The 21,390-nt window shown below is 71.8% G+C and carries 23 protein-coding genes and 1 pseudogene; 9 read left to right on the top strand and 15 right to left on the bottom strand.

The genetic code is table 11. The annotated features are described in order from the left end of the window. Positions 1-53: 53 nt before the first annotated feature. From Q9G87_RS16555 to Q9G87_RS16545, 3 genes are all read right to left on the bottom strand, one after another. On the bottom strand, positions 54-176 hold the full coding sequence (locus Q9G87_RS16555; protein WP_281287126.1) for a hypothetical protein: 123 nt from the start codon (positions 174-176) through the stop codon (positions 54-56). Positions 177-283: 107 nt separating this feature from the next. Continuing rightward, entirely contained in the window at positions 284-2,158 is a 1,875-nt protein-coding gene (locus tag Q9G87_RS16550) for an elongation factor G (RefSeq protein ID WP_305917240.1), read from the bottom strand. Between the two features lie 219 nt (positions 2,159-2,377). Further along, on the bottom strand, positions 2,378-3,409 hold the full coding sequence (locus Q9G87_RS16545; protein ID WP_305917239.1) for an Rv2578c family radical SAM protein: 1,032 nt from the start codon (positions 3,407-3,409) through the stop codon (positions 2,378-2,380). A 134-nt stretch (positions 3,410-3,543) separates the two neighbouring features. Between Q9G87_RS16545 and Q9G87_RS16540 the strand changes: the two genes are divergently transcribed. Then, complete coding sequence (locus tag Q9G87_RS16540; RefSeq protein WP_305917238.1) at positions 3,544-3,816, top strand: DUF3040 domain-containing protein; 273 nt, start codon at positions 3,544-3,546, stop codon at positions 3,814-3,816. A 3-nt stretch (positions 3,817-3,819) separates the two neighbouring features. Here Q9G87_RS16540 and Q9G87_RS16535 read toward each other — a convergent pair whose 3' ends face one another. After that, complete coding sequence (locus Q9G87_RS16535) at positions 3,820-4,671, bottom strand: polysaccharide deacetylase family protein (RefSeq protein WP_305917237.1); 852 nt, start codon at positions 4,669-4,671, stop codon at positions 3,820-3,822. A gap of 42 nt (positions 4,672-4,713) precedes the next feature. After that, complete coding sequence (locus Q9G87_RS16530; RefSeq protein WP_305917236.1) at positions 4,714-5,466, bottom strand: siderophore-interacting protein; 753 nt, start codon at positions 5,464-5,466, stop codon at positions 4,714-4,716. 95 nt (positions 5,467-5,561) lie between these two features. Between Q9G87_RS16530 and Q9G87_RS16525 the strand changes: the two genes are divergently transcribed. Further along, a complete protein-coding gene (locus tag Q9G87_RS16525) occupies positions 5,562-6,269 on the top strand; it encodes a TetR/AcrR family transcriptional regulator (RefSeq protein ID WP_305917235.1) in 708 nt (235 codons plus the stop codon). On the opposite strand, the gene Q9G87_RS16520 is transcribed toward Q9G87_RS16525, so the two are convergent. Both Q9G87_RS16520 and Q9G87_RS16515 read right to left on the bottom strand, forming a co-directional pair. Further along, a complete protein-coding gene (locus Q9G87_RS16520; protein WP_305917234.1) occupies positions 6,248-6,730 on the bottom strand; it encodes an OsmC family protein in 483 nt (160 codons plus the stop codon). The two genes, Q9G87_RS16525 and Q9G87_RS16520, sit on opposite strands and share 22 nt — an antisense overlap. Further along, the gene (locus Q9G87_RS16515; RefSeq protein WP_305917233.1) at positions 6,727-7,374 is read right to left on the bottom strand and encodes a GntR family transcriptional regulator; all 648 of its coding nucleotides are present in this window, start codon (positions 7,372-7,374) and stop codon (positions 6,727-6,729) included. Before Q9G87_RS16515 ends, Q9G87_RS16520 begins: the two co-directional genes overlap by 4 nt. Positions 7,375-7,453: 79 nt before the next feature. Here Q9G87_RS16515 and Q9G87_RS16505 point away from each other — a divergent pair. The 3 genes and pseudogenes from Q9G87_RS16505 (at position 7,454) to Q9G87_RS16495 (ending at position 10,729) form a co-directional block, all read left to right on the top strand. Further along, positions 7,454-9,006, top strand: a pseudogene (locus tag Q9G87_RS16505) (MFS transporter). 73 nt (positions 9,007-9,079) lie between these two features. Beyond that, positions 9,080-9,727: a PadR family transcriptional regulator gene (locus Q9G87_RS16500; protein WP_305917230.1), complete on the top strand. Its 648-nt coding sequence runs from the start codon at positions 9,080-9,082 to the stop codon at positions 9,725-9,727. 141 nt (positions 9,728-9,868) lie between these two features. Beyond that, positions 9,869-10,729 carry an alpha/beta fold hydrolase gene (locus Q9G87_RS16495; RefSeq protein ID WP_305917229.1) on the top strand — a complete coding sequence of 287 codons (861 nt, stop codon included), beginning with the start codon at positions 9,869-9,871 and terminating at the stop codon, positions 10,727-10,729. Here Q9G87_RS16495 and Q9G87_RS16490 read toward each other — a convergent pair. The 5 genes from Q9G87_RS16490 to Q9G87_RS16470 form a co-directional block, all read right to left on the bottom strand. Next, complete coding sequence (locus tag Q9G87_RS16490; protein WP_305917228.1) at positions 10,716-12,290, bottom strand: penicillin-binding transpeptidase domain-containing protein; 1,575 nt, start codon at positions 12,288-12,290, stop codon at positions 10,716-10,718. The two genes, Q9G87_RS16495 and Q9G87_RS16490, sit on opposite strands and share 14 nt — an antisense overlap. A 46-nt stretch (positions 12,291-12,336) precedes the next feature. After that, positions 12,337-13,029 carry a lysophospholipid acyltransferase family protein gene (locus tag Q9G87_RS16485; RefSeq protein WP_305917227.1) on the bottom strand — a complete coding sequence of 231 codons (693 nt, stop codon included), beginning with the start codon at positions 13,027-13,029 and terminating at the stop codon, positions 12,337-12,339. A gap of 219 nt (positions 13,030-13,248) precedes the next feature. Continuing rightward, positions 13,249-13,848, bottom strand: coding sequence for an NUDIX hydrolase (locus Q9G87_RS16480; protein ID WP_305917226.1), 600 nt, complete (start codon positions 13,846-13,848; stop codon positions 13,249-13,251). A gap of 43 nt (positions 13,849-13,891) precedes the next feature. Then, entirely contained in the window at positions 13,892-15,049 is a 1,158-nt protein-coding gene (locus Q9G87_RS16475; RefSeq protein WP_305917225.1) for a sensor histidine kinase, read from the bottom strand. Next, positions 15,046-15,696, bottom strand: a complete 651-nt coding sequence (locus Q9G87_RS16470) for a response regulator transcription factor (protein WP_305917224.1) — start codon at positions 15,694-15,696, stop codon at positions 15,046-15,048. Before Q9G87_RS16470 ends, Q9G87_RS16475 begins: the two co-directional genes overlap by 4 nt. 188 nt (positions 15,697-15,884) lie before the next feature. Between Q9G87_RS16470 and Q9G87_RS16465 the strand changes: the two genes are divergently transcribed. The 4 genes from Q9G87_RS16465 to Q9G87_RS16450 are packed head-to-tail and all read left to right on the top strand — an operon-like array spanning position 15,885 to position 19,415. Further along, positions 15,885-16,430, top strand: a complete 546-nt coding sequence (locus Q9G87_RS16465; protein ID WP_305917223.1) for a hypothetical protein — start codon at positions 15,885-15,887, stop codon at positions 16,428-16,430. Next, entirely contained in the window at positions 16,427-17,485 is a 1,059-nt protein-coding gene (locus tag Q9G87_RS16460; RefSeq protein WP_305917222.1) for an efflux RND transporter periplasmic adaptor subunit, read from the top strand. The genes Q9G87_RS16465 and Q9G87_RS16460 overlap by 4 nt, the downstream gene beginning before the upstream one ends. Further along, positions 17,482-18,198: an ABC transporter ATP-binding protein gene (locus Q9G87_RS16455; RefSeq protein WP_305917221.1), complete on the top strand. Its 717-nt coding sequence runs from the start codon at positions 17,482-17,484 to the stop codon at positions 18,196-18,198. Before Q9G87_RS16460 ends, Q9G87_RS16455 begins: the two co-directional genes overlap by 4 nt. Beyond that, positions 18,195-19,415 carry an ABC transporter permease gene (locus tag Q9G87_RS16450; protein WP_305917220.1) on the top strand — a complete coding sequence of 407 codons (1,221 nt, stop codon included), beginning with the start codon at positions 18,195-18,197 and terminating at the stop codon, positions 19,413-19,415. Before Q9G87_RS16455 ends, Q9G87_RS16450 begins: the two co-directional genes overlap by 4 nt. Positions 19,416-19,494: 79 nt before the next feature. On the opposite strand, the gene Q9G87_RS16445 is transcribed toward Q9G87_RS16450, so the two are convergent. From Q9G87_RS16445 to Q9G87_RS16435, 3 genes are read right to left on the bottom strand one after another with little or no spacing between them, the layout of a single operon-like run. Beyond that, positions 19,495-20,679 carry an RNA polymerase sigma factor gene (locus Q9G87_RS16445; protein WP_305917219.1) on the bottom strand — a complete coding sequence of 395 codons (1,185 nt, stop codon included), beginning with the start codon at positions 20,677-20,679 and terminating at the stop codon, positions 19,495-19,497. After that, positions 20,676-21,008: a YciI family protein gene (locus Q9G87_RS16440; protein WP_305917218.1), complete on the bottom strand. Its 333-nt coding sequence runs from the start codon at positions 21,006-21,008 to the stop codon at positions 20,676-20,678. Before Q9G87_RS16440 ends, Q9G87_RS16445 begins: the two co-directional genes overlap by 4 nt. Beyond that, complete coding sequence (locus Q9G87_RS16435) at positions 21,005-21,346, bottom strand: YciI family protein (RefSeq protein WP_305917217.1); 342 nt, start codon at positions 21,344-21,346, stop codon at positions 21,005-21,007. Before Q9G87_RS16435 ends, Q9G87_RS16440 begins: the two co-directional genes overlap by 4 nt. Positions 21,347-21,390: the final 44 nt, after the last annotated feature.

Here is a 21,390-nt window from a genome sequence, read left to right as displayed (position 1 = left end):
TCACCCGGCGGGGGGGGGGGGGGGGGGGGGCCCCCCCCCCCGCCGGTTCCAGGTCATCCCTCGTCCGAGGGCTTCCTGGTCTCCTTCTTCGTCTCCTTGGCCTGCCTGCTGGTCTTGATGGCCTGTCGCTTCGACTTGCCCGACTTGGCGGCGGGTTTCTTCTTCGTGTCTGCCATGGGAATTCCCCCCTGTACGGACGAGGTGCCCAATTGGTACACCAAGCTCGTTAATACCCATCTAACGTCGAAAATCGACCGTCTAGCGGCGAAAAGCGACATACCGCCTATCTGGTGGGCCGGTCGCCGGCCGGCTCGGACCACCACACGCCCTCGCCGTGCGACAGGCCCGGCAGCCGCTGCTCGAACGCGTGCACCACGGCCGCCGGGATCTCACCCGTGATCACCCAGGTGTCCTCGCGTCGCGCCGTGCCGTCGAGCTCGCCGCCGAGCGCCGCCAGCGCGCCCGTCACCGCGCTGAACGCCTCCAGCGGGATCTCGACCTCGAAGCGATGGCACGGCTCGTACACCGTGGTGCCCGACCGGCGCAGCGCCCGCATGAGCACAAGCGGGGTGCGACCGCGGAAGTCGGCCGCGACGGTGGTCGGCGCGTCGTAGCCGGTCCTGGTCAGCGTGACCACGACGTCGGTGACCGGCCAGCCGTGCGGGCCGGCGCGCAGCGTCAGGCGTACGCTCTCCTCGATCGCCCGGTGGAAGGCCTGCGGCAGCGACCCGAGATCGACCTCCAGCCGGTAGCCGACGCCCGAGCCTGGCGCGGCCGGCTCCACCCGCAGGCCGACGGTCGCCATGAACGGGTTCGGGCCGTGCCGCTGGATCTCCTCGACGGCCTCGCCCGCGCCCGAAGGGCGCTCGAAGTAGACGGGCCGGCTCGGCTCGAACACCGCCTCGACGCCGAACTCCCTGGCCAGGGTCTCGCCGATGACCTCCTTCTGCACCTCCCCGTACAGCAGGACCGACGTCTCGCCACCCGCCAGCGTGCGCGTGCTGATCAACGGGTCCTGCTCGGCGAGGGTCACCAGAGCGGCATGCAGGCGGGGCTCGTGGCCGGGCACCCGGGGCCGCACGACCGTCTCCAGGCTGGGCGGGCTGAAGTGCGCCGTCCCGCCGGTGCGGGGTGGCTCGCCGACGTGGTCGCCGACGCGGATCTCCGGCACGCCCCACACCTTGACGATGTCGCCCGCCCTCGCCTGGCGCTGCTCCGGCGCGCCGGCGACGGTCAGCGCGGTCAGGCGGCCCTCGTAGGCGCCGCCGCGCTGCCGGGCGCGGTGGAAGGTGAGGTGCTCGCGCGGCCGCAGCACCCCGGCGCGTACCCGCAGGTAGGCGGCCTTCTCGCCGGACGGGGCGCGCTCGATCGCGAAGACGGTCGCCGTCCCTGGACGGTCGTCGTCGCCGTCCGGCCGGCGGACGGGCGGCAGCAGGCCGGCGATGGCGTCCAGGAGGTCGCCGACGCCCTGGCCCGTGATCGCCGATCCGTACACGACCGGATGCGCCACCCCGTCGGCGCACTGCCGGGCCAGTGCCGCGCGCACCTGCGCCAGGTCGGGGGTCTTGCCGTCGACGAGCGACTCCAGCAGCCCGTCGTCCCGCTCGGCCAGGACCTCGGCCGCCTCCTCCACCCGCTCGGCCGGCAGGCCGTGCGTGGTGGCGGCCGTGCGGCCGATGTCGCGCACGGTGTTCAGCGCGACGCTGTACGGCGAGAGCCGCCGGCGGATGTCGGCGAGCACCTCCCGCTCCCTGGCGCCCATCCGGTCGATCTTGTTCACGAAGATCAACGTGGGCAGGCGCATCTTGCGCAGGGTCGTCATCAGGACCCGGGTGTGCGGCTGGACGCCCTCGACGGCCGACAGCACCAGCACGGCGCCGTCAAGGACGCCGAGCGCCCGCTCCACCTCGGCCACGAAGTCGGCGTGGCCGGGCGTGTCCACCAGGTTGACCCGCAGGTCACCGAGGCGGAAAGAGGCGACGGCCGTGCGGATCGTGATGCCGCGCCGGCGTTCGATCTCGCCGGTGTCGGTCTGCGTGCTGCCGTCGTCGACGCTGCCGAGCCGGGGGATGACGCCGGTCTCGAACAGCAGCCGCTCAGTGAGACTGGTCTTGCCCGCGTCTACATGCGCGAGGATGCCGATGTTGAGGATGTGCATGGATGCTGGAGCCCTCGAGAACTCTCGTGCCAATGGGGCGCTGGGAGAATCCGGGGCGGCCTCGCATCACATGCTCCTGGTAGTCGGGCCTGCAGGTCCCGGCCATCGTGCCATCGATGGACTCGCGGATGCGAGCGATTTAAGCCCGGCGCGCGTGTCGGCCGTCGGCCCTCAAGGGGGACCGCCCGACCGGCCCGGGTGCCGGCCGGGCGGACGGCGTCACAGCAGGCGGAGCTGCTCCGGGGCCGGCGCGGCCGCGGCAGGGCGGGGTGGGAGGCGGCGGGCCATCGCCGGGGTGGCGCGGCCGACGCCGAAGCGCTCGGCCAGCTCCTTGACCTGCGACGTGATCCGTTGCTGGTAGGCCTTCGGCGCGTAGGCGCCCCGCCCGTAGAGCTCCAGGTAACGCGGCACCAGACGGGGGTGCTCCCGCGACAGCCAGGTCAGCCACCACTCCCGCGCCCCCGGCCGCAGGTGCAGCACGATCGGGGCGATGTGGGTGGCGCCCGCGTCGGCGATCTCCTTCACCGTACGTTCGAGCTGAGCGGGGGAGTCGGTGAGGTAGGGCAGGATCGGCGCCATCAGCACGCCGCACGCGATGCCGTTGTCGTTGAGCGTGGCGCAGACCTCCAGCCGCCGGCGCGGGTTGGGCGTGCCGGGCTCCACCGCCCGCCACATCTCCGGATCGACGAACCCGGCCGACACGTTGGCGCTCACCTCGGTCACGCCGGCCGCCTCGGTGAGCAGGTCGAGGTCGCGCAGGATCAGCGTGCCCTTGGTGAGGATCGAGAACGGGTTGGCGGCGTCGCGCAGCGCGGCCAGGATTCCGCGCATCAGCCGGTAGCGGCCCTCGGCACGCTGGTAACAGTCGACATTGGTGCCCATGGCGATGTGGTGGCCGCCCCAACGGGGCGAGGCGAGCTCCTTGCGGGCCAGCTCGGCGGCGTTGACCTTGACGACGATCTTGGAGTCGAAGTCCGCTCCGGCATCCAAATCCAGATACTCGTGCGTTTTTCGGGCAAAACAGTAAATGCAGCTATGGCTGCATCCGCGGTACGGGTTGATCGTGTACTCGAACGGCACCCGGCTTGCGGCCGGGACGCGGTTGACGATGGACCTGGCCCGGATCTCGTAGAAGGTCATGCCCGTGAACTCGGGCGTGTCGAAGGTGCGGGTGACCGCGCCGCGGGCGAAGAGCGGCGCGGCAGGATCGTCCTCGGCAGGCCCTGTCAGGCGCAGGTTGTCCCAGCGCATGACATGATTAGAACAAAAGTTCGAGCTTGATCGCAAATGGAAAAGAGGGTGCAATTACCTAGTCAGGCTGGGGCTAATGATCTTCATGGTTGGGCAGAAAGACGCCACAGAGCTTGCGTTCCGGAGGTGCACCCATGGCCTGGTCGCAGGACGAGGAGCGGATGCTGGCCCAGATCGAGCAGCACCTCGTCGAGGACGATCCGCGACTCGTCGCACGGCTGGAGTCGTTCAACGAGCGGGTCCGTCGCAGCGAGGCGAGGTCGACAGGGCAGTCCGAAGGCCGGCGACGGCCGCGCCGCTCGACGGTCATCATCCTGATCAGCTGGTTGCTCATCGCCACGCTGGTCGCCACTCTTCTGATCATGGTTCTCCGTCACGACGCCGCCGCGCTCGCCTTCGCGCTCTGAGCGTCACCCCGTCGTCCACGCGCGCTGGACGACGTCGTAGCCGATCACGGTGATCCCTTCTCGCCGCAGCAGCTCGCGCGCCTGGGGTGAGGTGAGGAACGCGTAGTCGCTCCGGCGGACCCGCCATCCGTGCGGATCGACCGTGCGCGACTCCTCGCCGCCCAGGGCGGGATGCACGGCCCACTCGCTCAGGCCCGGCGGCAGGTCACGCAGCCGCTGCGCGTACGCGGCCGCCTTGGCGTCCAGGTCCAGCGCGAAGCTGTCCAGGAAATCGTGGTCGAGGGCCGGCAGGCCGCGGGCGCCCAGCAGTGTGCGCGCGGGGTCCAGCCAGGCCCGCACCGCCAGGCCGTACTCGCCGGCCAGGGCCGCGGTCAGCTCGAACACGTCCTCGCGCCCGCCGTCGGCCAGGCAGTGCCAGTCCAGATGGACCGGCGTCAGCCCCGCGTCGAGCACAGCGTGAATCTGCGCGCGGAACTCGGTCTCGACCTCGTCGATCCTGGCGCGGGCGAGGAGTTCGGGGATGCGGTCTGGGGTGTGGAGCCGGCCCATCTCGTCGAGCAGCGACGGCACCTTCTCCCGGCCGCTGAGCGGCCCCCAGGGATGGCCTGGCAGCTCGCACACCAGGGTCAGGTGGATGCCGAAGGGGAGCTCCGGACGCTCGCGCAGGAGGCTCATGGCATGGTCCGCGGCGGGGCACGGCGTCATCAGGCTGCACGAGGCGGCGATCCCGTCCTCGATCGAGCGGACGACGGCCTCGTTGACGTCCCGGTACATGCCGAAGTCGTCGTTGTTGACGATCAGCAGGCGTGCGTCCGGCGGGAATCCCAGCAACGCGCTGGAGGATCGTGCAGGCATGCCCTCAGCGTGATCACCGTGAAGGATCTGCACAAACGATTTTCAGTGGAGCCCGCGCTTGCCCGGCGTCCAGAACGGCTTGACCTTGATCGATGTACGTGCCCAATTGCGCTCCCGTACGAGATAGTCCCTGATCATCTGGCACGTCCGTGCCTCACCGGCGAGGTAGGCGGCGCCGGCGTTGCCCGGGAGGGCCAGGGCGGCGACCGCGGCGAGCAGCGTCCGTGAGGAGGCGGCGGGCGCCCCTGCCCGATGCACCCGGTGCAGCTCGTGCAGCCCCGGCATGGGCGGATCGTGCTCGGGGGAGTCGCTCTCCAGCACGCCGTGCACACGCGCCCGCGGCCCCAGGGCGCGGATCATCGGGCCGAACGCCGCGCTCGCCGTCTCCTCGCCGGCGAACAGGTGGAACGGCGCCTCGTCGCGGGTGAAGAAATCGCCGCGCGGCCACCAGAAGGTCACCGGATCGCCGGGCGCCACCTCGCGCGCCCAGCGCAACCCGATGCCGTCCCCTCCGTACAGGTGCGCCCGCAGCTCCAGGCCCCGCCGGTCGGGATCCAGCTCCCAGATCGTGTACGTGCGCAGCGTGTCGGCGGGGCGCAGGATCCCCTGCACCGACAGCGGGTCGTTGAGCTGCACCCTGATGTGCTGGCCCGGCCGGTAGGGGAAGGCGATCGGCACGCCGGTCTCCAGGCGGATGCGGCGCATCGTGGGCGTGACGAGCTCGGCCTCGGTGACCGTCGCCGTCATGACGTACTTGGCGAAGGCGCCCGCGAGCGGATTGCGCGTCCTGCTCATCCCGAGATCTCCTTTATGCCAGTAAGTTTGTTTAGAGTCATTAAGGAAACATAGATGCTCTAGGATGTCAACGGACGTGTCGGGAAGGGAGAACGATGGTCGCGCAGGGCAGGCGTGCGAGAGTCCGGCAGGCGACGCTGGCGGAGATCCGCGCGACCGCGCGCAAGCTGCTGATCGAGCAGGGGTCGGCCGCCGTGACGATCAACGCCGTGGCCAGGGAGATGGGGATGAGCGGGCCGGCCCTCTACCACTACTACGCCGGTCACGAGGAGCTGGTCGGGGCGGTCACCGTGGACTTCATCCGCGAGCTGACCGAGGCCATGGAGACGGCGCGGGAGGCGTGCCCGCCGGGGGATCACGGCCGGCGGCTGCTGGCGACCTGCCGGGCGATGCGGACGTGGGCGATCACGCACCGGGCGGAGTTCGGCTGGGTGTTCGCCAGCCCGATCACCGGCGAGCGGCGGCCGGACTCCCCGCGCGAGCTGGCCGGCCACGACTTCGGGCAGGTCTTCCTGGAGGAGGTCGCGGCGTTGTGGAAGAGCCGGCCGTTCCCCGTGCCCGCCGAGCTGGACCCGTCCATCAGGGAGCAGCTTCGGGCGTACTCGGCCTCGCCCGGGCACGAGCTGCCCGTGGAGGCCGTGCACGTCGTCCTGTCGTGCTGGATCAGGCTGTACGGCCTGCTCTGCATGGAGGTGCTCAACCAGCTCGACTTCGCCTACACGGACCTGGAGCCGGTCTTCGAGGAGTGCCTGCGGGAGCTCGCCCCGAGGCTGGGACTCGACTACGAGGCCGCGACGTCCTGAACGCGCACGACCGGCTCGTGCCGCACCGGGAAGTTGACCGAGGAGGCGATGAAGCACGCCTTGTGGGCGTCGGCGTGCAGGCGGGTGGCGGTCTCGGCCATCTCCGGCGCGGCCACGGTGACCTCCGGGCGCAGGACGACCTCGGTGAAGTGGCCGCCGTCCGCGGTCTCGGCCATGGTGCCCACGGCGCGGTCGACGTACGCGGTGACCACGACGCCCGCCACCGAACACAGGTGCAGGAACCACAACATGTGGCACTGCGACAGCGAGCCGACCAGCAGCTGCTCAGGGTTCCAGCGCGCAGGGTCGCCGCGGAAGGCGGGGTCGGAGCTGCCCGGGAGGGTCGGCGGGCCGTCGGCCGACAGCTCGTGGTCGCGGCCGTAGTCGCGGTAGCCGCTGGTGCCGGTGCCCTTGTTGCCGGTCCAGGTCACGACCGTCGGGTAGGTGTGCAGGCGTGTCATGCGTGCTCTTCCTTGTCGCGTCGGGTGGTGGTGCGGGTGTCGAGGACGTGGGCGCGGGCGATGGCACCGGCGTCCTCGGGGCGCCCGCCGGCGATCGCGGTCACCAGCCGCTCGTGCTGAGCCGACACGTGCGCCGGCCGGGACGGCGGGACGAGCGAGTGCAGGGTGGACACCTGGATCTGGTCCCAGATCCGCTCCAGCGCCCGCAGGGCCATCGCGTTGCCCGCCAGCTCCGCGATCGTGCGGTGGAAGCGCCGGTTGAGCCGCACAGCGTCGGCGAGGCGTCCTTCGGCCGTGGCGGTCGCGGTCAGCGTCGCGACCTCGCGCAGCGCCCGCAGGTCCGCGGGGGCGATGCGGCCCTCGCGCTGGCGGGCGGCGGCCAGCTCGGCGGTGAGCGCCTCCAGCGCGGCCCGCACCTGGTAGGCCTCGTCCAGGTCGTCCGCTTCCAGCGCCACGACCACCACGCCGCGGCCGGCCGGGCGGACGAGGCCGTCGGCGGCCAGCATGCGCAGGGCCTCGCGCACCGGAGTACGGCTCATCTCCAGGGTCGCCGCGGCCTCCATCTCGGTGAGCCGCGCGCCGGGCGGGTAGGAGCCGTCGAGGATGAGCTCCCGCAGGCGGCTGCACGCGACGTCGGTCTGCATATGTGAAAGCTTTGCATACATTGCATGCAAAGTCGACTCGCTTGACCTCAAGCTTGGTTGAGTTCCTACGGTCGGGACCATGACGGAAAACGTGGTTATCCGAGCGGGACGCCGGGAGTGGGCCGGTCTTGCCGTGCTCATCCTGCCGACCCTGCTGCTGTCCATTGACGTGACCGTGCTGCATCTGGCCGTGCCGATGCTCAGCGCCGACCTGCGGCCCAGCGCGTCCCAGCTGTTGTGGATCAACGATGTGTACGGGTTCCTCATCGCAGGGTTCCTCATCACCATGGGCGCGATCGGTGACCGGATCGGGCGCAAGCGGCTGCTCTTGATCGGCGCGACCGCGTTCGCCGTGGCGTCGGCCCTGGCCGCGTACGCGCCGAGCGCCGGCCTGCTCATCGTCGCCCGCGGCCTGCTCGGCATCGCCGGCGCGACGCTGATGCCGTCCACGTTGTCGCTGATCCGCACCATGTTCCGCGACCCCGCCCAGCGGACGGTGGCCATCAGCCTCTGGATGACGGGCTTCACCGGCGGCATGGTGATCGGCCCGCTGGTGGGCGGAGCTTGCTGGAGAGCTTCTGGTGGGGGTCGGTGTTCCTGCTGGGCGTGCCGGTGATGGCGGTGCTGCTGGTGGCGGGGCCCTGGCTGCTGCCGGAGTACCGGGACCCGGCCCCGGGGCGGCTGGACCTGGTCAGTGTGGCGCTCTCGCTGGCCGCTGTCATCTCGGCCATCTACGGGATCAAGGAGATCGCCGCGTACGGGCCCGGCGCGGGGCCCGCGGCGGCCGTCGTGGCCGGTGTCGTCCTGGGTGCGGTGTTCGTCCGGCGGCAGCGGCGGCTGGCGGCCCCGCTGCTGGACCTGAAGTTGTTCGCCGAGCGCCGGTTCAGCGCCTCGCTGGGCGCTCTGATGCTGGTCATCCTGGTCGGGCCGGGGATCATGCTGCTGACGGCGCAGTACATGCAGCTGGTGGCCGGCCTGACGCCGCTGCAGGCGGGGCTGTGGTCGCTGCCGCAGGCCGCGTCGCTCGTTCTGGGATTCACGGCCGCGCCGGCGCTGGCCCGGCGGATCAGGCCCGCGTCGGTCATGGCCGGGGGTCTGGTGGTGTCCGCGGCCGGAATGGGCCTGCTGGCGGCCGCGAGCGGGACGTCGGGTCTGGCGTTCGTCGTGACCGCGCAGGTGCTGTTCTTCTTCGGCGCGGCGCCTCTCATGGTGCTGGGCACCGACATGGTCGTCGGGTCCGCCCCGCCCGAGCGCGCGGGGGCGGCCTCCGCCCTGTCGGAGACGGTGCAGGAGTTCGGCGGTGCTCTGGGGCTGGCGGTGTTCGGCTCGATCGCGGCGGCCGTGTACCGGGCGCGGATGACCGTGCCCGAGGGGGTGCCGGCCGGGATCGGTGAGGAGGCCCGCGACACGCTCGGGGCCGCGGCCGCCGCGGCCGCGCGGCTGTCCGATCCGGCCGCCACCGCGCTGCTCGACTCCGCGCGGGCCGCCTTCACCGGCTCCCTGCAGGTCACGGCTGTCGTGGGGGCGATTCTCGTGGCCTTCACGGCGGCTCTGACAGCCGTCGTCATGCGCCCGCTGTCTGCCGCGGCCCCGCCGGCCCAGCAGGAGCAGAAGGTGGATCAGACGGTCTGATCCGGACCCTTGCGCCCTCATGCTCGCATACGTATATTCGTAGACGAGTATTCGTGAGCGGGGGTGATGAGGGATGGCGAAGCGGCGGCCGGTTGCGAACCTGCTGGCTCTGGCCGTGCTGACCGTGGTCGTCCAGCGCCCCATGCACCCGTACGAGATGGCCTCGGTCCTGCGAGCACGCGGCAAGGACCAGGACATGCCGATCAAATGGGGATCCCTCTACACCGTCGTCCGCAACCTGGAGAAACACGGCCTGCTGGAGGCGGTGGAGAGCACCCGGCAGGGCGCCCGCCCCGAGCGGACCGTCTACCGCATCACCGACGCCGGGCGGGAGGAGGCCGAGGACTGGACCCGCGAGCTGCTGTCCACCCCGCGGCCCGAGCCCTCGTCCTTCGAGGCCGGCCTGTCGGTGATGGGCGGTCTCGGCCCCGGCGAGGTGGCGCCGCTGCTGCGGCAGCGGCTGGAGCTGCTGGAGCGGCGGATCGAGGCCGACCTGGCGGATCTGGAGCGGGAGCGGCGCGAGCTGCCGAGGCTGTTCCTGCTCGAATCCGAGTACGCCCTGGCGATGCGGGAGGCGGAGGCCGGTTGGGTGCGTTCGCTGCTGGCCGAGCTGGAGGCAGGCACGTTTCCCGGCCAGGACGCCTGGCGCGCCTATCGCGAGAGCGGCCGGCTGCCCGCCGACGTGGAGCACCTCGCGGAAAGGGGCCGGCCGAGCGAATGAAAGACCCGGCGGCGGGTGCTGGCACACCGGCCGCCGGGTGAGACCTCGTACCGAAAGAACCGCGGAGCGGACCCCGGCCACGAGATGGCACTGGCAACAATAGCCGGGCTCCCTCCACGGACCGAACCATGGGGAGCCATCATGATCACTCTCGACACCGTGACGTCGTCGAAGGACGGCACCACGATCACCTACCACCGGCTGGGCACCGGCCCGGGGCTCGTTCTCCTGCACGGGGCCATGCAGACCGGCCACAGCAACATCGAGCTGGCCCAGGCCCTGTCGACCGACTTCACCTGCTACGTCCCCGACCGCCGGGGCAGGGGCCGCAGCGGCCCGGCGGGCCCGGACTACGGCCTCCAGCGGGAGGTCGAGGACCTCGACGCGCTGCTCACGGTCACCGGCGCGCACCACGTCGCCGGCGTCAGCTCGGGCGCGATCATCGCGCTGCGCACCGCGCTCGCCCGGCCCGAGCTGCGCAAGGTCGTCGCCTTCGAGCCGCCGCTGGACATCGACGGCTCCAACCCGACCGGGTGGCTGGACCGCTTCGACCGGGAAATCGCCGCGGGCCGCATCCCGGCGGCGCTGGTCACCGGCATGCGCGCCACGCGGATGGGGCCACCGATCTTCAACGTCATGCCGCGAGCGTTACTGGAGCTGCTCACGGCCATGATGGTGAAAAACCAGGACAAGGCCGCCAACGGTGGGGAACCGACGTTCCGTGACCTGGCGCCGACACTGCACAACGACGCCCAGATCGTGGCGGAGACCTCCGGCGACCTGGAGGTCTACGGCGCGGTGAGTGCCGAGGTGCTGCTGCTCGGCGGCACGAAGAGCCCGGCGTACCTGAGGTCGGCGCTCACCGCGCTGCAGAGGGTGCTGCCGCGCGCCCGCCGCGTGGACATGGCCGGCCTCGACCACAGCGCCACCTCGAACGCCGCGATGCGGGGCAACCCGGAGCGGGTGGCGGAGGAGATCCGCCGTTTCCTCACAACCCCTTGAGGAACGCCGCCGCCACGGGGGCGGCCACCTTGCCGCCCCCGCCGCCGCCCTCCACGACCACCGCGAACGCCACATCCCCCTTGAACCCCACGAACCAGGCGTGGCTGTCGAGCTTCTCCCCGGTGCCGTATTCGGCCGTGCCGGTCTTGCCGTGCGTGCCGGCGGGCAGCCCCGCCGACTTGGCGGTGCCCTTGGTGACGACGGCCGCCATCATGGCGTGCAGCTGCTCCTTCACCCCGCCGGGCAGCTCCCGCTCGGTGGTCTTCTGCTTCAGCGAGGGCACCAGCGTCGGCGGCCGCCACGTGCCGTCGGCGATGGCGGCCGCCACCGAGGCCATCGACAGCGGGCTGGCGGTGATCCTGGCCTGCCCGAACGCCTCCGCCGCCAGCTCGGCGTCCGACTCCGCCCTGGGGAAGCTCGCCTTGGTGGCCGGCACCCCGATGGTGAGCGGCTGGTTGAAGCCCACACCCTCGGCCACGTCGAGCAGCTTGTCCGCGCCCAGCTTCGACTGGGCCAGCGGCGCGAACGTGGTGTTGCACGAGTGGGCGAAGGAGTCAAGGAACGACAGCGATCCGAACTCCTCCTTGTCCGAGTTGCGGATCTTCAGGCCGCCGACGGTGGCGTACATGGGGCACGTGACCGTGTCCTGCGGCGACACCCCGGCCGCGAGCAGCCCGATCGCGGTGACGGCCTTGAACGTCGAGCCCGGCGGATAGCGGCCGTCCAGCGCCCGGTTGAACCCGCCCTGGTTGTTGACCACGGCCAGGATCTCGCCGCTCGACGGCCTGATCGCCACCATCGACGTCGGCTTGTCCATGTCCTTGACCGCGCCCACCGCGGCCGCCTGCACGTGCGGGTCGAGCGTGGTCTGCAGCGGCTCGCCGGCTGCGCCCTCGATGGTCTTCAGCGTCTTGCCGCCGAGCTGGATGTCGGTCGCGGGCGTGCCGGCCAGCCGCTTCTGGAACGTCTCCTGCAGCCCGCCCCGGCCGACCGCTTGCCCCACCTTGTAGGCGGAGCCCAGCTTGGCCACATCCTTCTTGGTGGCCTTGTCCAGGTAGCCGACGAGCTGCTGCACCGACCCGCCCACCGTGCCGTCGTCGATGCGGCCGCCGTCGGCGTCGGTGATCTCGGCCCGCTGCGGCCAGCGCGTCTTGATGCCGAACGTCGCCCCGGCCGCCATCGACGGGTGCAGGGCCGCCGGATTCCAGTCGACCTTCCAGGTGCGGTCGGCCACGACCAGGTCGATGTGGCCGTCGTAGGACCAGTCGCCGATGTTCTTCAAGGTCAGGGTCGCGGTGTAGGGGACGCGCGCCATGTCGTCGCCTTCGGTGACCTTGCCCAGCCGGATCGAGGTCCGCTCCACCGACAGCGCCGTGCGCTGCTGGTCATAGCCGCCCAGCTGCTGCGCCGTGGCCAGTTCCTTGCCCATGGCGGGCCAGTCACCGGCCTGCCACGCGGCGGCGAAGCGCTGCGCGGTCTCCGCCGGGGTGCCCCGGGTGTGCAACACGTAGTAGGCGCCACCGGCCGCGGCGCCCACCGCGAGCACGGTGGCGCTGGACACGATCGCGATCGTACGGCCCCGCGCCACTGATCAGCCCCCTGATTGTCTAGCTCGACCCGTTGGATGCCTTGACGCTGGCAGCATAAACCGGGACGTACTCCTGCCCGGACAGCTTCTGGATCGCGGCCATGATCTCGTCGGTGACCCGGCGCCGGTCCTGGGCCTTGGCGTGGTCGCCGGTGAAACGCAGCGGCTCGCCGATGGTGATGCCGATCTTCGCCGGCCGCGGCACCGACGCGCCGACCGGCAGCACCTTCTCGGTGCCGCTGAGCGCCACCGGCAACACCGGCGCGCCCGTCTTGAGCGCCAGCCACGCCACCCCGACCTTGCCCCGGTAGAGCCGGCCGTCGGGGGAGCGGGTGCCCTCGGGGTGGATGCCGAACAGCTCGCCGCGCTCCAGCAGCGCGGCGGCCTCGTCGAGCATGGTCTGCGCGGCGTGGGCGCTCTCGCGGTCGATCGGCAGGCTGCCGCCGAGCTTCATGAAGAACCCGGAGACAGGGTTGCCGGAGAAGTATTCGTTCTTCGCAGTGAACGTCACGTGCCGCGGCAGCAGCGCGGGCAGCAGGAACGAATCCAGCATCGACAGGTGGTTGGCGGCCAGGATCGCGGGCCCGCTCCTCGGCACGTGCGCCGCACCGGAGATATGCGGCCGGCACATCGCGTGGGCGAGTGGTGCAGCGGCGAACTTGACCACTTGGTACAGCAACAGGCTCTCCTGGTTGATCGGGCGGTCGGCCACCCCACCATAAAGCAGGCGCCCCGCCGATGAGCGGAGCGCCTGGGAAAGCCGTTAGGCCGATGTGGCGGTCGCCTCCTCGGCGAGATGCACAACACGGCTCCAGCCGAACGGTATTCCGTGAAGGCGGTAATTTGCGGCCCGGGGGACACTAACCACATCGGCCACTCGATGCTAACGGACATCCGGGGGGTGCTATTCCATCCGCCCCCAAGAATTCGGTCAGGTTCTGGTCCAGTGCGGCTGGGGCACGTCGAAGACCCGCTGCTCGCGGCCCCGCAGCGCCACCTCGGCGAACTGCCACAGGATGGCCCCCGTCGGCGCGTGGATCACGATCGACGGTCCCAGCGGCATCTGCAGCTGCTCGCCCTCCCAGCGCGGCACTCCGGGCGCCAGGAACCGCTCCAGCGGCACCGCGTGCACCGAGGCCACCTCCCGCGGGTCGGCCACCGGCTCCTGCCGGCCACCGAACGCCACCACCGGCGTGATCACGAAGCCCGAGTCGGTGACGAAGTCGTCGAGCAGCCCGGCCACGTCCACCCCGGTGACGCCGGTCTCCTCGGCCAGCTCCCGCAGCGCCGCCTCGACCGGCAGCTCACCGTCGTCCAGCCGGCCGCCGGGCAGTGCCCACTGCCCGGCGTTGCGCCCCCTCGGCGCGCGCTTGATCAGCACCGTGTAGGGGACGCTCTCGGCGTCCTCCAGCACGCACACGGTGACGGCGGCCCGGCGTATCCCTCCGGCCGGCGGCACCTCGCGGCGGTCGAAGGCGGCCAGCCGGGCGGTGATCTGCGCACACAGCGCTTCCATGGGCGACGACAGCACGTTCTCAGGATCTCACGGTGCTCCCGCCGCGCCGTGGCAGGGCTCAGGGCGCCTCGCACGGCAGCGTCACGGTGACCCGCAGCCCGCCGTCCCGCCGTGCCACCGCCCCGACCTCGCCGCCGTGCGCCGCCACGATGGCCCGGACGATCGACAACCCCAGCCCCGACCCCTTGTACGAGCGCACCCGATCCCCCTGCATCCGGCTGAACGGCTCGAACAGGTCGTCCACCTCGTACGGCGGCACCGGCGGCCCGGTGTTCTCCACCGTGATCACCGCGGAGTCGCCCTCCTGCCGCAGCGCGAGCCAGATCTCCCCGTCGCGCACGTTGTACTTCGTGGCGTTCTCCAGCAGGTTGAACAGGCACCGCTCGAGGAAGAGCGGGTCCCCCTCGACGAGCACGGGCCGCAGGTCCTGGTGCAGCGTGACGGGCCGCTTGCGGGACTGCAGGTCGATCTGCTCCAGCACCGCCCGCACGACCTGCTCCAGGTCCACCGGCCGGCGCACGGTCAGCTCCTGCTCCGACTGCGCGAGCAGCAGCAATCCCTCGATGAGCCGCTCGTAGCGGGCGTTGGTGCCCAGCAGCGCCCTGGCCAGCGCCTTGAGGTCCTCCGAGGCGGCCGGCTCCTCCAGCGACACCTCCAGCACCGTACGGTTGATCGCCAGCGGCGTGCGCAGCTCGTGGGAGGCGTTGGCGATGAAGCGGCGCTGCGCGTCGAACACCCGGTGCAGCCGGCCCAGCATCGCGTCGAACGTGTCGGCCAGCCGCCTGACCTCGTCCGGCGGGCCGCCGAGCCCGATGCGCTCGTGCAGCGTGCTCTCCGACAGCCGCTGCGCGGTCTCGGTCACCCGTTCCAGCGGCCGCAGCGCCCGGTCGGCGACCACGTAACCGAGCACCAGCGCGACCACGCCGACCAGGATCATCACCAGCACGGACGAGTGCACCATCTGGCTGAGCACGTTGTCGGCCCGGTTCTCGATGTCGCCGACGAACCGGACCTCCTCCACCGCCGGGCGCCGCACGATCACGTCCGGAGGCGGGTTCACGATCTTGGCGGCCCCCATGACGAACTGCTGCTCCAACGCCTCGGCGAGGATCAGGTAGGTGAGCCAGAGCAGGATCGAGCCGGCCAGGATGAACAGCCCGCCGTACAGCAGCGTCAGCCGTAGCCGCAAGCGCCTGCTGCGCCACCAGGAGATCACAGGCGGTACCCCTTGCCTGGCACGTTCTGGATGGCCGGGGGCAGACCGAGCTTCTTGCGTAACGACGTGATCGTGACCCGCAGCGCGCCCGTCGTGGCGTCGGCGTACTCGTCCCACGCGCTCTTGCGCAGTTCGCCGGAGGTGACCAGCTCGCCGCCCGCCGACAGCAGCGCCCGCAGCACGTCGAACTCCTTGCGGTTCAGCGACACCGGCCGCCCGTCCCTGATGACCGTACGGCGGGCCGGGTCGAGCCTGATCCCGGCCCGCTCCAGCGGCGGCGCCGACGAGCGCGGCGCGCGCCGGGCCAGCGCCCTGATCCTGGCCACCAGCTCGGCGAACGCGAACGGCTTGACCAGGTAGTCGTCGGCGCCCAGCGCCAGCCCGTCCACCTTGTCGCGGATCTGGCCCGCCGCGGTCAGCATGAGCACCGGGCCGCCCCCGTTCTCGCGCAGCCGCCGGCACACGTCGTCGCCGTGCACCTCGGGCAGGTCCCGGTCGAGCACGACGACGTCGTAGTCGACGTACGCGGCCATGTCGAGGGCGTCCTGCCCGTCATAGGCCACGTCCACAGCGATCGCGTGCAGCCTCAGCCCGTGCGCGACCGCGTCCGCCAGCCGTTCCTCGTCCTCGACGACAAGCACCCGCATCGCCGCCCCCTCTCTCGGCCACGAGCGTGACGGATCACGTGTTAGCCGCGGGTAAGCGCAGTTCCTGCTGCTTGTGGCGGGCTGCTGGACGCAGCCCGCCATAAGGGCTTATCCGGTTTTAGCACCCGGTCGGCTGGAGTAGGGCCGCGCCGGGGGCGACGGACCCGCGGCGCTGAGGAGCGAAAACCATGACCCCAAGGTTGTTACTGGTCGCCGTCCCCCTCGCGCTGGCGCTGGCCGCGTGCGGTGGCACCGCGGCCAAGGACGACGGCGTCGCCAGCGCGAACGGCGGCGCCGCGTCCGCCGATCCCACGGCGTCCCCGTCGGCCAAGACGGACCCGCAGCAGGCGGCGCTGAAGTTCGCCAAGTGCATGCGCGAACACGGGGTCGACATGCCCGACCCCAAGATGGACGAGGGCGGCCTCCAGATCAGCCTCCCCCGTGGAGTGACCCCGGAGAAGGCCGAGAAAGCGCAGAAGGCGTGCGAGCACCTCATGGAGTCCGCCATACCGGAAGGCGAGAAGCCCAGCGCCGAGGACTACGACCAGATGGTCAAGTTCGCGCAGTGCATGCGGGAGCACGGGATCGACATGCCCGACCCCAAGCCGGGCGAGCCGATGCGCATCAAGATGCAGGGCGGCTCGAAGGAGAAGATGGACGCCGCGCACGAGGCCTGCAAGGAGCACGCACCGGGCGGCAAGGGCGGGTTCGTCAACCGCGGGGGCCAGCCGTGAGCAAGGGCCTCCTGCTGGGCGGCGGCGCCGTCCTGGCGGTCGCCGCCACGTGGACCGCGGTGGCGGTCTTGAGCGACGCCGGCACCGGCGCGGCCGCGCCGACCGCGTCCCCGGTGCCGGCGACCGCCGAGATCACCAGGCAGGACCTGGTGGAGACCAAGACCGTGAGCGGCTCGCTCACGTACGCGGGCGAGCGGCAGCTCACCTCCGGCGCCTCCGGCACCGTGACGTGGGTCGCGGGCCAGGGCACGGTGGTCCGCCGCGGCCGCCCGCTGCTCAAGGTCGACCGCAGGCCCCTGGTCCTCATGTACGGCAAACTCCCGCTGTACCGGACCCTGCAGCGCGGCATGTCCGACGGTCCCGACGTGGAGCAGCTCGAACGCAACCTCAAAGCGCTCGGCTACGGCGACTACCTGACGGTGGACGACCACTTCAGCTACGCCACCGCGCAGGCCGTCAAGGAGTGGCAGGAGGATCGCGGGCTGGCCGAGACCGGGCAGGTGGACGCCGCCCAGGTCGTGTTCCAGCCCGCCGCCGTCCGCGTCACCGAGGCCAAGGCCGAGGTCGGCGCCAAGACGGCGCCGGGGCAGCAGGTGCTCACCGTCAGCGGCATCCGCCGGCTCGTCCACGTCGACCTCGACACCGGCGATCAATCGCTGGCCCGCAAGGGCGCCAAGGTCAGCGTGACGCTGCCCGGCGGCGAGCAGGCGACCGGCACGATCACGTCGGTCGGCACGGTCGCCGAGACCTCCGGCCAGGACCAGGACGCGAGCACGACCATCGACGTCGACATCACGCTGACCACCACGCCCAAGACCAAGCTGGACCAGGCGCCGGTCGAGGTGGAGATGCAGAGCGAGCGGCACGAGAACGTGCTGGCCGTGCCCGTGGAGGCGCTGCTGGCGCTGCGCGAGGGCGGGTTCGGCGTCGAGGTCGTCGAGGGGCCGGCCACCAGGATCGTGGCGGTGGAGACCGGGGCGTTCGGCGGCGGGATGGTGGAGATCGAGGGCGCAGGGCTGGCCGAGGGCATGAAGGTCGGGGTGCCCGCCTCATGACCGCCATCGTGGAACTGGCCGGAGTGACCAAGACCTACCCCGGCGACGTGCACGCGCTGCGCGGGGTGGACCTGACCATCGCCCGTGGCGAGCTGCTCGCCATCATCGGCCCGTCCGGGTCCGGCAAATCGACCATGCTGCACATGATCGGCACGCTCGACCGGCCCACCACCGGCACCATACGCGTCGCCGGCCACGACGTCGCCGCCCTGTCCGACCGCGAGCTGTCGGCCCTGCGCTCGCGTCACATGGGCTTCGTCTTCCAGCAGTTCCACCTGGCGCCCGGCGTCAGCGCGCTGGACAACGTGGCCGACGGCCTGCTCTACACCGGCACGAACCGGCGCGCCCGCCGCGAGCGCGCCGCCGCGGCGCTGGAACGCGTCGGGCTCGGCCACCGGCTGCGGCACACACCGTCGGAGTTGTCCGGGGGCGAGCAGCAGCGGGTGGCGGTCGCCCGCGCGGTGGTCGGGGACCCGCCGCTGCTGCTGGCCGACGAACCCACCGGCAACCTGGACTCGAGGGCCGGCGCCGACGTGCTGTCCGTCCTGGCCGGCCTGCACGAGTCCGGCACCACGATCGCCGTGATCACCCACGACGCCGAGATCGCCGGCTGGTGCCACCGCCAGGTGCGCCTGCGCGACGGCCTGGTCGTCGATGGTCACGACCACGACGACCGGGGACCGGTCGAGCTGCTGAAGGGAGCCGGGCGATGAGGCGCCGCGACGGGCGGCCGGCAACGGGCGAACGGCTCGCCCCCGGGCGGCTCAGCCCCGGTGACGTGCTGCGGGTCGGGGCGGCCGGGCTGGGCGCCCGTCCCACCCGGGTGATCCTGTCCGCACTAGGCATCGCCATCGGCATCGCCACCATGATCGCCGTGATCGGGATCTCGTCGTCCTCCCGCGAGCAGCTCCTGCGCCAGCTCGACCGGCTCGGCACCAACCTGCTGACCGTCACCCCAGGCCGGACCATGTTCGGCGAGGACGCCAAACTCCCCACCACTGCGCTGGCCATGGTCCAGCGCATCGGCCCGGTCCGCACGGCGGCCGCCACGGGCAGCGTGGAGGCCAGCGTACGGCGCACCAACCACATCCCCGAGTCGGTCACCGGCGGCATCTCCGTCCAGGCGGCCAGCACCGGCCTGCTGGCCACGCTGGAGGGCGCCGTGGTGAAGGGCGCCTGGCTGAACGACGCCACCGCCGGACAGCCGGCCGTCGTGCTCGGCGCCGCGGCGGCCGAGCGGCTCGGGCTGGCCAGGACCGGCGTGCAGGTGTGGATGGGCGGGCGCTGGTTCACCGTGATCGGGATACTCGGACCGATGCCGCTCGCGCCGGAGATCGAACGCTCGGCCCTCGTCGGGTTCCCGGCCGCCGAGGAGCTGCTCGGGTTCGACGGCTACCCGACGACCATCTACGAACGTTCCTCCGACGAGTCCGTGGAGTCGGTGCGGGCGGTGCTGCCGCGGACGGTCAACCCGTCGAACCCCGAGGAGGTCTCGGTCAGCAGGCCGTCCGACGCGCTGGAGGCCAAGGCCGCCGCCGCGGGCGCGTTCACGAACCTGCTCCTGGGACTGGGCGCGGTCGCGCTGCTCGTGGGCGGGGTGGGCGTGGCCAACACCATGGTCATCTCGGTGCTGGAACGCCGCAAGGAGATCGGCCTGCGCCGCTCGCTCGGCGCCACCCGGGGCCAGGTGCGGCTGCAGTTCCTGTCGGAGTCGCTGCTGCTGTCGGCGCTCGGCGGGGTGGTGGGCGCGATGCTCGGCGCGCTGGCCACCGCGGGGTACGCCGTGTCACGGGACTGGCCGCCGGTGGTGCCGCCGTGGGCGATCGGCGGCGCGATCGCGGCGACCCTGCTCATCGGGACGGCCGCGGGCATCTACCCGGCCATGCGGGCGGCCCGCCTGTCGCCCACGGTCGCCCTGGCCACGACCTGAGCCGGCCCGCCTGTCGCCCACGCTCGCCCTCGCCACCACCTGAGCCGGCCTGGCCGGCGCTCCCGGCACGTTTCGGGGGTCACCGGCCGAGTGCCTCCTGGGCCGTGGCGCGCCGCGAGCGCAGGAACTCGCGCTCCGGCGTGGTCCCCACCAGGTCCAGCGCCCGGCCGTACTCCGCCACCGCCTCCTCCATGCGGCCCAGGCGGGTCAGCAGATCGGCGCGGGTGGCGGGCAGGAGGTGGTGCCGGGGCAACGCGTCGTCCAGGCCGGCGAGCAGGTCGAGGCCGCGCTCGGGCCCGTACGCCTCCGCCACGGCGACGGCCCGGTTCAGCCGCACCACGGCCGAGCCCGTCAGCAGCTCCAGCAGCTCGTACAGCTCGGCGATCTCGGTCCAGTCCGTGTCCTGCGGGCGGGCGGCCGCCGCGTGCTCGGCGGCGATGGCGGCCTGCAGCAGGTAAGGGCCGAGCGGACCGGGGGTCAGGACGGTCAGGCCCTCGGCGATCTCGTCCTGCCGCCACCGCGAACGGTCCTGATCGGGCAGGCGGACGAGCCGGCCGTCGGCGTCCACGCGGGCGTCCCTGCGGGCGTGGTGCAGCAGCATCAGTGCCAGCAGGGCGCGTACCTCGGTGTCGGCGGGCATCAGCTCGGCGAGCATCCGGGCCAGGGCGATGGCCTCGGCGGCCGGCTCGTCGCGGATCAGCCGCTCGCCCTCGGTCGCGGCGTACCCCTCCGTGAAGATCAGGTAGATGACCGCCAGCACCCCGTCGCGGCGCTCGGCCAGCTCCGCTTCCGACGGCACCCGGTACGGGATGCCCGCGTGGCTGATCTTCTTCTTGGCGCGGGTCAGCCTGGCCGCCATGGTCGTCTCGCTGACCAGGAACATGCGGGCGATCTGCCGCGTCGTGAGACCGCCGACGCAGCGCAGCGTCAGCGCCACCCTTGCCTCCATCGACAGCGCGGGATGGCAGCACGTGAAGATCAGCCGCAGCCGGTGGTCCGGCGGCGCCGGCCCCTCCTCGACGATCAGCAGCGGCAGCTTGCGCGCCGCGACCTCCGCCCGCCGCAACCGGTCCACCGCCCGCCGGCGCGCCGTCGTGAGCAGCCACGCCGGCGGATTGTCCGGCACCGGCGGCCACGCCGAGACCGCCGCGGTGAAGGCGTCCTGCAACGCCTCCTCGGCCAGGTCCAGATCGCGCAGCTCGGCGGTGAGCAGGGCGAGCAGGCGCGCCCATTGCCGCCGGTACGCCTGCTCGACCGCGTTCATCCGGTGTACTCGGCCACCGGCCGCACCTCGACGATCCGCTCCGGGCACTGCTTGGCCAGCTCGATCGCCTCGTCGAGGTCACGGGCCTCGATCAGGTAGAAGCCGCCCACCTGTTCGGTCGTCTCGACGAACGGCCCATCCGTGCGCAGCACCTCGCCGGCCTTCTTCCGCAGGCTGACCGCCCGGCCCGGCCCGGACAGCTCCTCCCCGTGCAGGTAGGCGCCACGCGACTTGAGCAGCTCGATGAAGGCGCCGTGGGCGGCGTACTGCTGCTCGGCCGGGCCCGGCCAGTCGTTCTCGTCGCCGTACATGAGCAGGACGTACCTCATGACGCCTCCTCAGGAACGGGGCGGATCTCGACGTCGGACGGCATCGCGGTGGCCAGCTCGATCGCCTCGTCCAGGTCCGCGGCCTCGACCACCATGTAGCCCGAGATCTGCTCGACGGTCTCGGCGTAAGGGCCGTCGGTGATCAGGATTCGGTCGCCGTCCTTCCTGATCGTGGTGGCGGTCGAGGAGTGGGCCAGCTCGTTGCCGTACAACCCGGCGCCCCGCTCCCTCAGGAGCCGGTCGAATTCGCCCCACTTCTCGTAGACGCGCTTGCGCTCTTCCGGTCCCGCCTCGGCCCAGGGGCGTTCGTCTCCCGCGACGAACAGCACGTACTTCATGGTTTCCTCCTCTTGGGTCGCAACCATGACGCACGACCCGGGCC

Origin of the sequence: Nonomuraea turcica, assembly GCF_030718205.1 — a bacterium.
Classification (GTDB): Bacteria; Actinomycetota; Actinomycetes; order Streptosporangiales; family Streptosporangiaceae; genus Nonomuraea.
Note: the sequence above shows the minus strand (reverse complement) of the source record. Positions and strands in the feature narration are given on the sequence as shown.

Excerpts from the sequence above, each read along its gene's own strand:
- Q9G87_RS16555 (WP_281287126.1), bottom strand. The coding sequence starts at position 176 with ATGGCAGACACGAAGAAGAAACCCGCCGCCAAGTCGGGCAAGTCGAAG.
- Q9G87_RS16550 (WP_305917240.1), bottom strand. The coding sequence starts at position 2,158 with ATGCACATCCTCAACATCGGCATCCTCGCGCATGTAGACGCGGGCAAG.
- Q9G87_RS16545 (WP_305917239.1), bottom strand. The coding sequence starts at position 3,409 with ATGCGCTGGGACAACCTGCGCCTGACAGGGCCTGCCGAGGACGATCCT.
- Q9G87_RS16540 (WP_305917238.1), top strand. The coding sequence starts at position 3,544 with ATGGCCTGGTCGCAGGACGAGGAGCGGATGCTGGCCCAGATCGAGCAG.
- Q9G87_RS16535 (WP_305917237.1), bottom strand. The coding sequence starts at position 4,671 with ATGCCTGCACGATCCTCCAGCGCGTTGCTGGGATTCCCGCCGGACGCA.
- Q9G87_RS16530 (WP_305917236.1), bottom strand. The coding sequence starts at position 5,466 with ATGAGCAGGACGCGCAATCCGCTCGCGGGCGCCTTCGCCAAGTACGTC.
- Q9G87_RS16525 (WP_305917235.1), top strand. The coding sequence starts at position 5,562 with ATGGTCGCGCAGGGCAGGCGTGCGAGAGTCCGGCAGGCGACGCTGGCG.
- Q9G87_RS16520 (WP_305917234.1), bottom strand. The coding sequence starts at position 6,730 with ATGACACGCCTGCACACCTACCCGACGGTCGTGACCTGGACCGGCAAC.
- Q9G87_RS16515 (WP_305917233.1), bottom strand. The coding sequence starts at position 7,374 with ATGCAGACCGACGTCGCGTGCAGCCGCCTGCGGGAGCTCATCCTCGAC.
- Q9G87_RS16500 (WP_305917230.1), top strand. The coding sequence starts at position 9,080 with ATGGCGAAGCGGCGGCCGGTTGCGAACCTGCTGGCTCTGGCCGTGCTG.
- Q9G87_RS16495 (WP_305917229.1), top strand. The coding sequence starts at position 9,869 with ATGATCACTCTCGACACCGTGACGTCGTCGAAGGACGGCACCACGATC.
- Q9G87_RS16470 (WP_305917224.1), bottom strand. The coding sequence starts at position 15,696 with ATGCGGGTGCTTGTCGTCGAGGACGAGGAACGGCTGGCGGACGCGGTC.
- Q9G87_RS16465 (WP_305917223.1), top strand. The coding sequence starts at position 15,885 with ATGACCCCAAGGTTGTTACTGGTCGCCGTCCCCCTCGCGCTGGCGCTG.
- Q9G87_RS16455 (WP_305917221.1), top strand. The coding sequence starts at position 17,482 with ATGACCGCCATCGTGGAACTGGCCGGAGTGACCAAGACCTACCCCGGC.
- Q9G87_RS16450 (WP_305917220.1), top strand. The coding sequence starts at position 18,195 with ATGAGGCGCCGCGACGGGCGGCCGGCAACGGGCGAACGGCTCGCCCCC.
- Q9G87_RS16445 (WP_305917219.1), bottom strand. The coding sequence starts at position 20,679 with ATGAACGCGGTCGAGCAGGCGTACCGGCGGCAATGGGCGCGCCTGCTC.
- Q9G87_RS16440 (WP_305917218.1), bottom strand. The coding sequence starts at position 21,008 with ATGAGGTACGTCCTGCTCATGTACGGCGACGAGAACGACTGGCCGGGC.
- Q9G87_RS16435 (WP_305917217.1), bottom strand. The coding sequence starts at position 21,346 with ATGAAGTACGTGCTGTTCGTCGCGGGAGACGAACGCCCCTGGGCCGAG.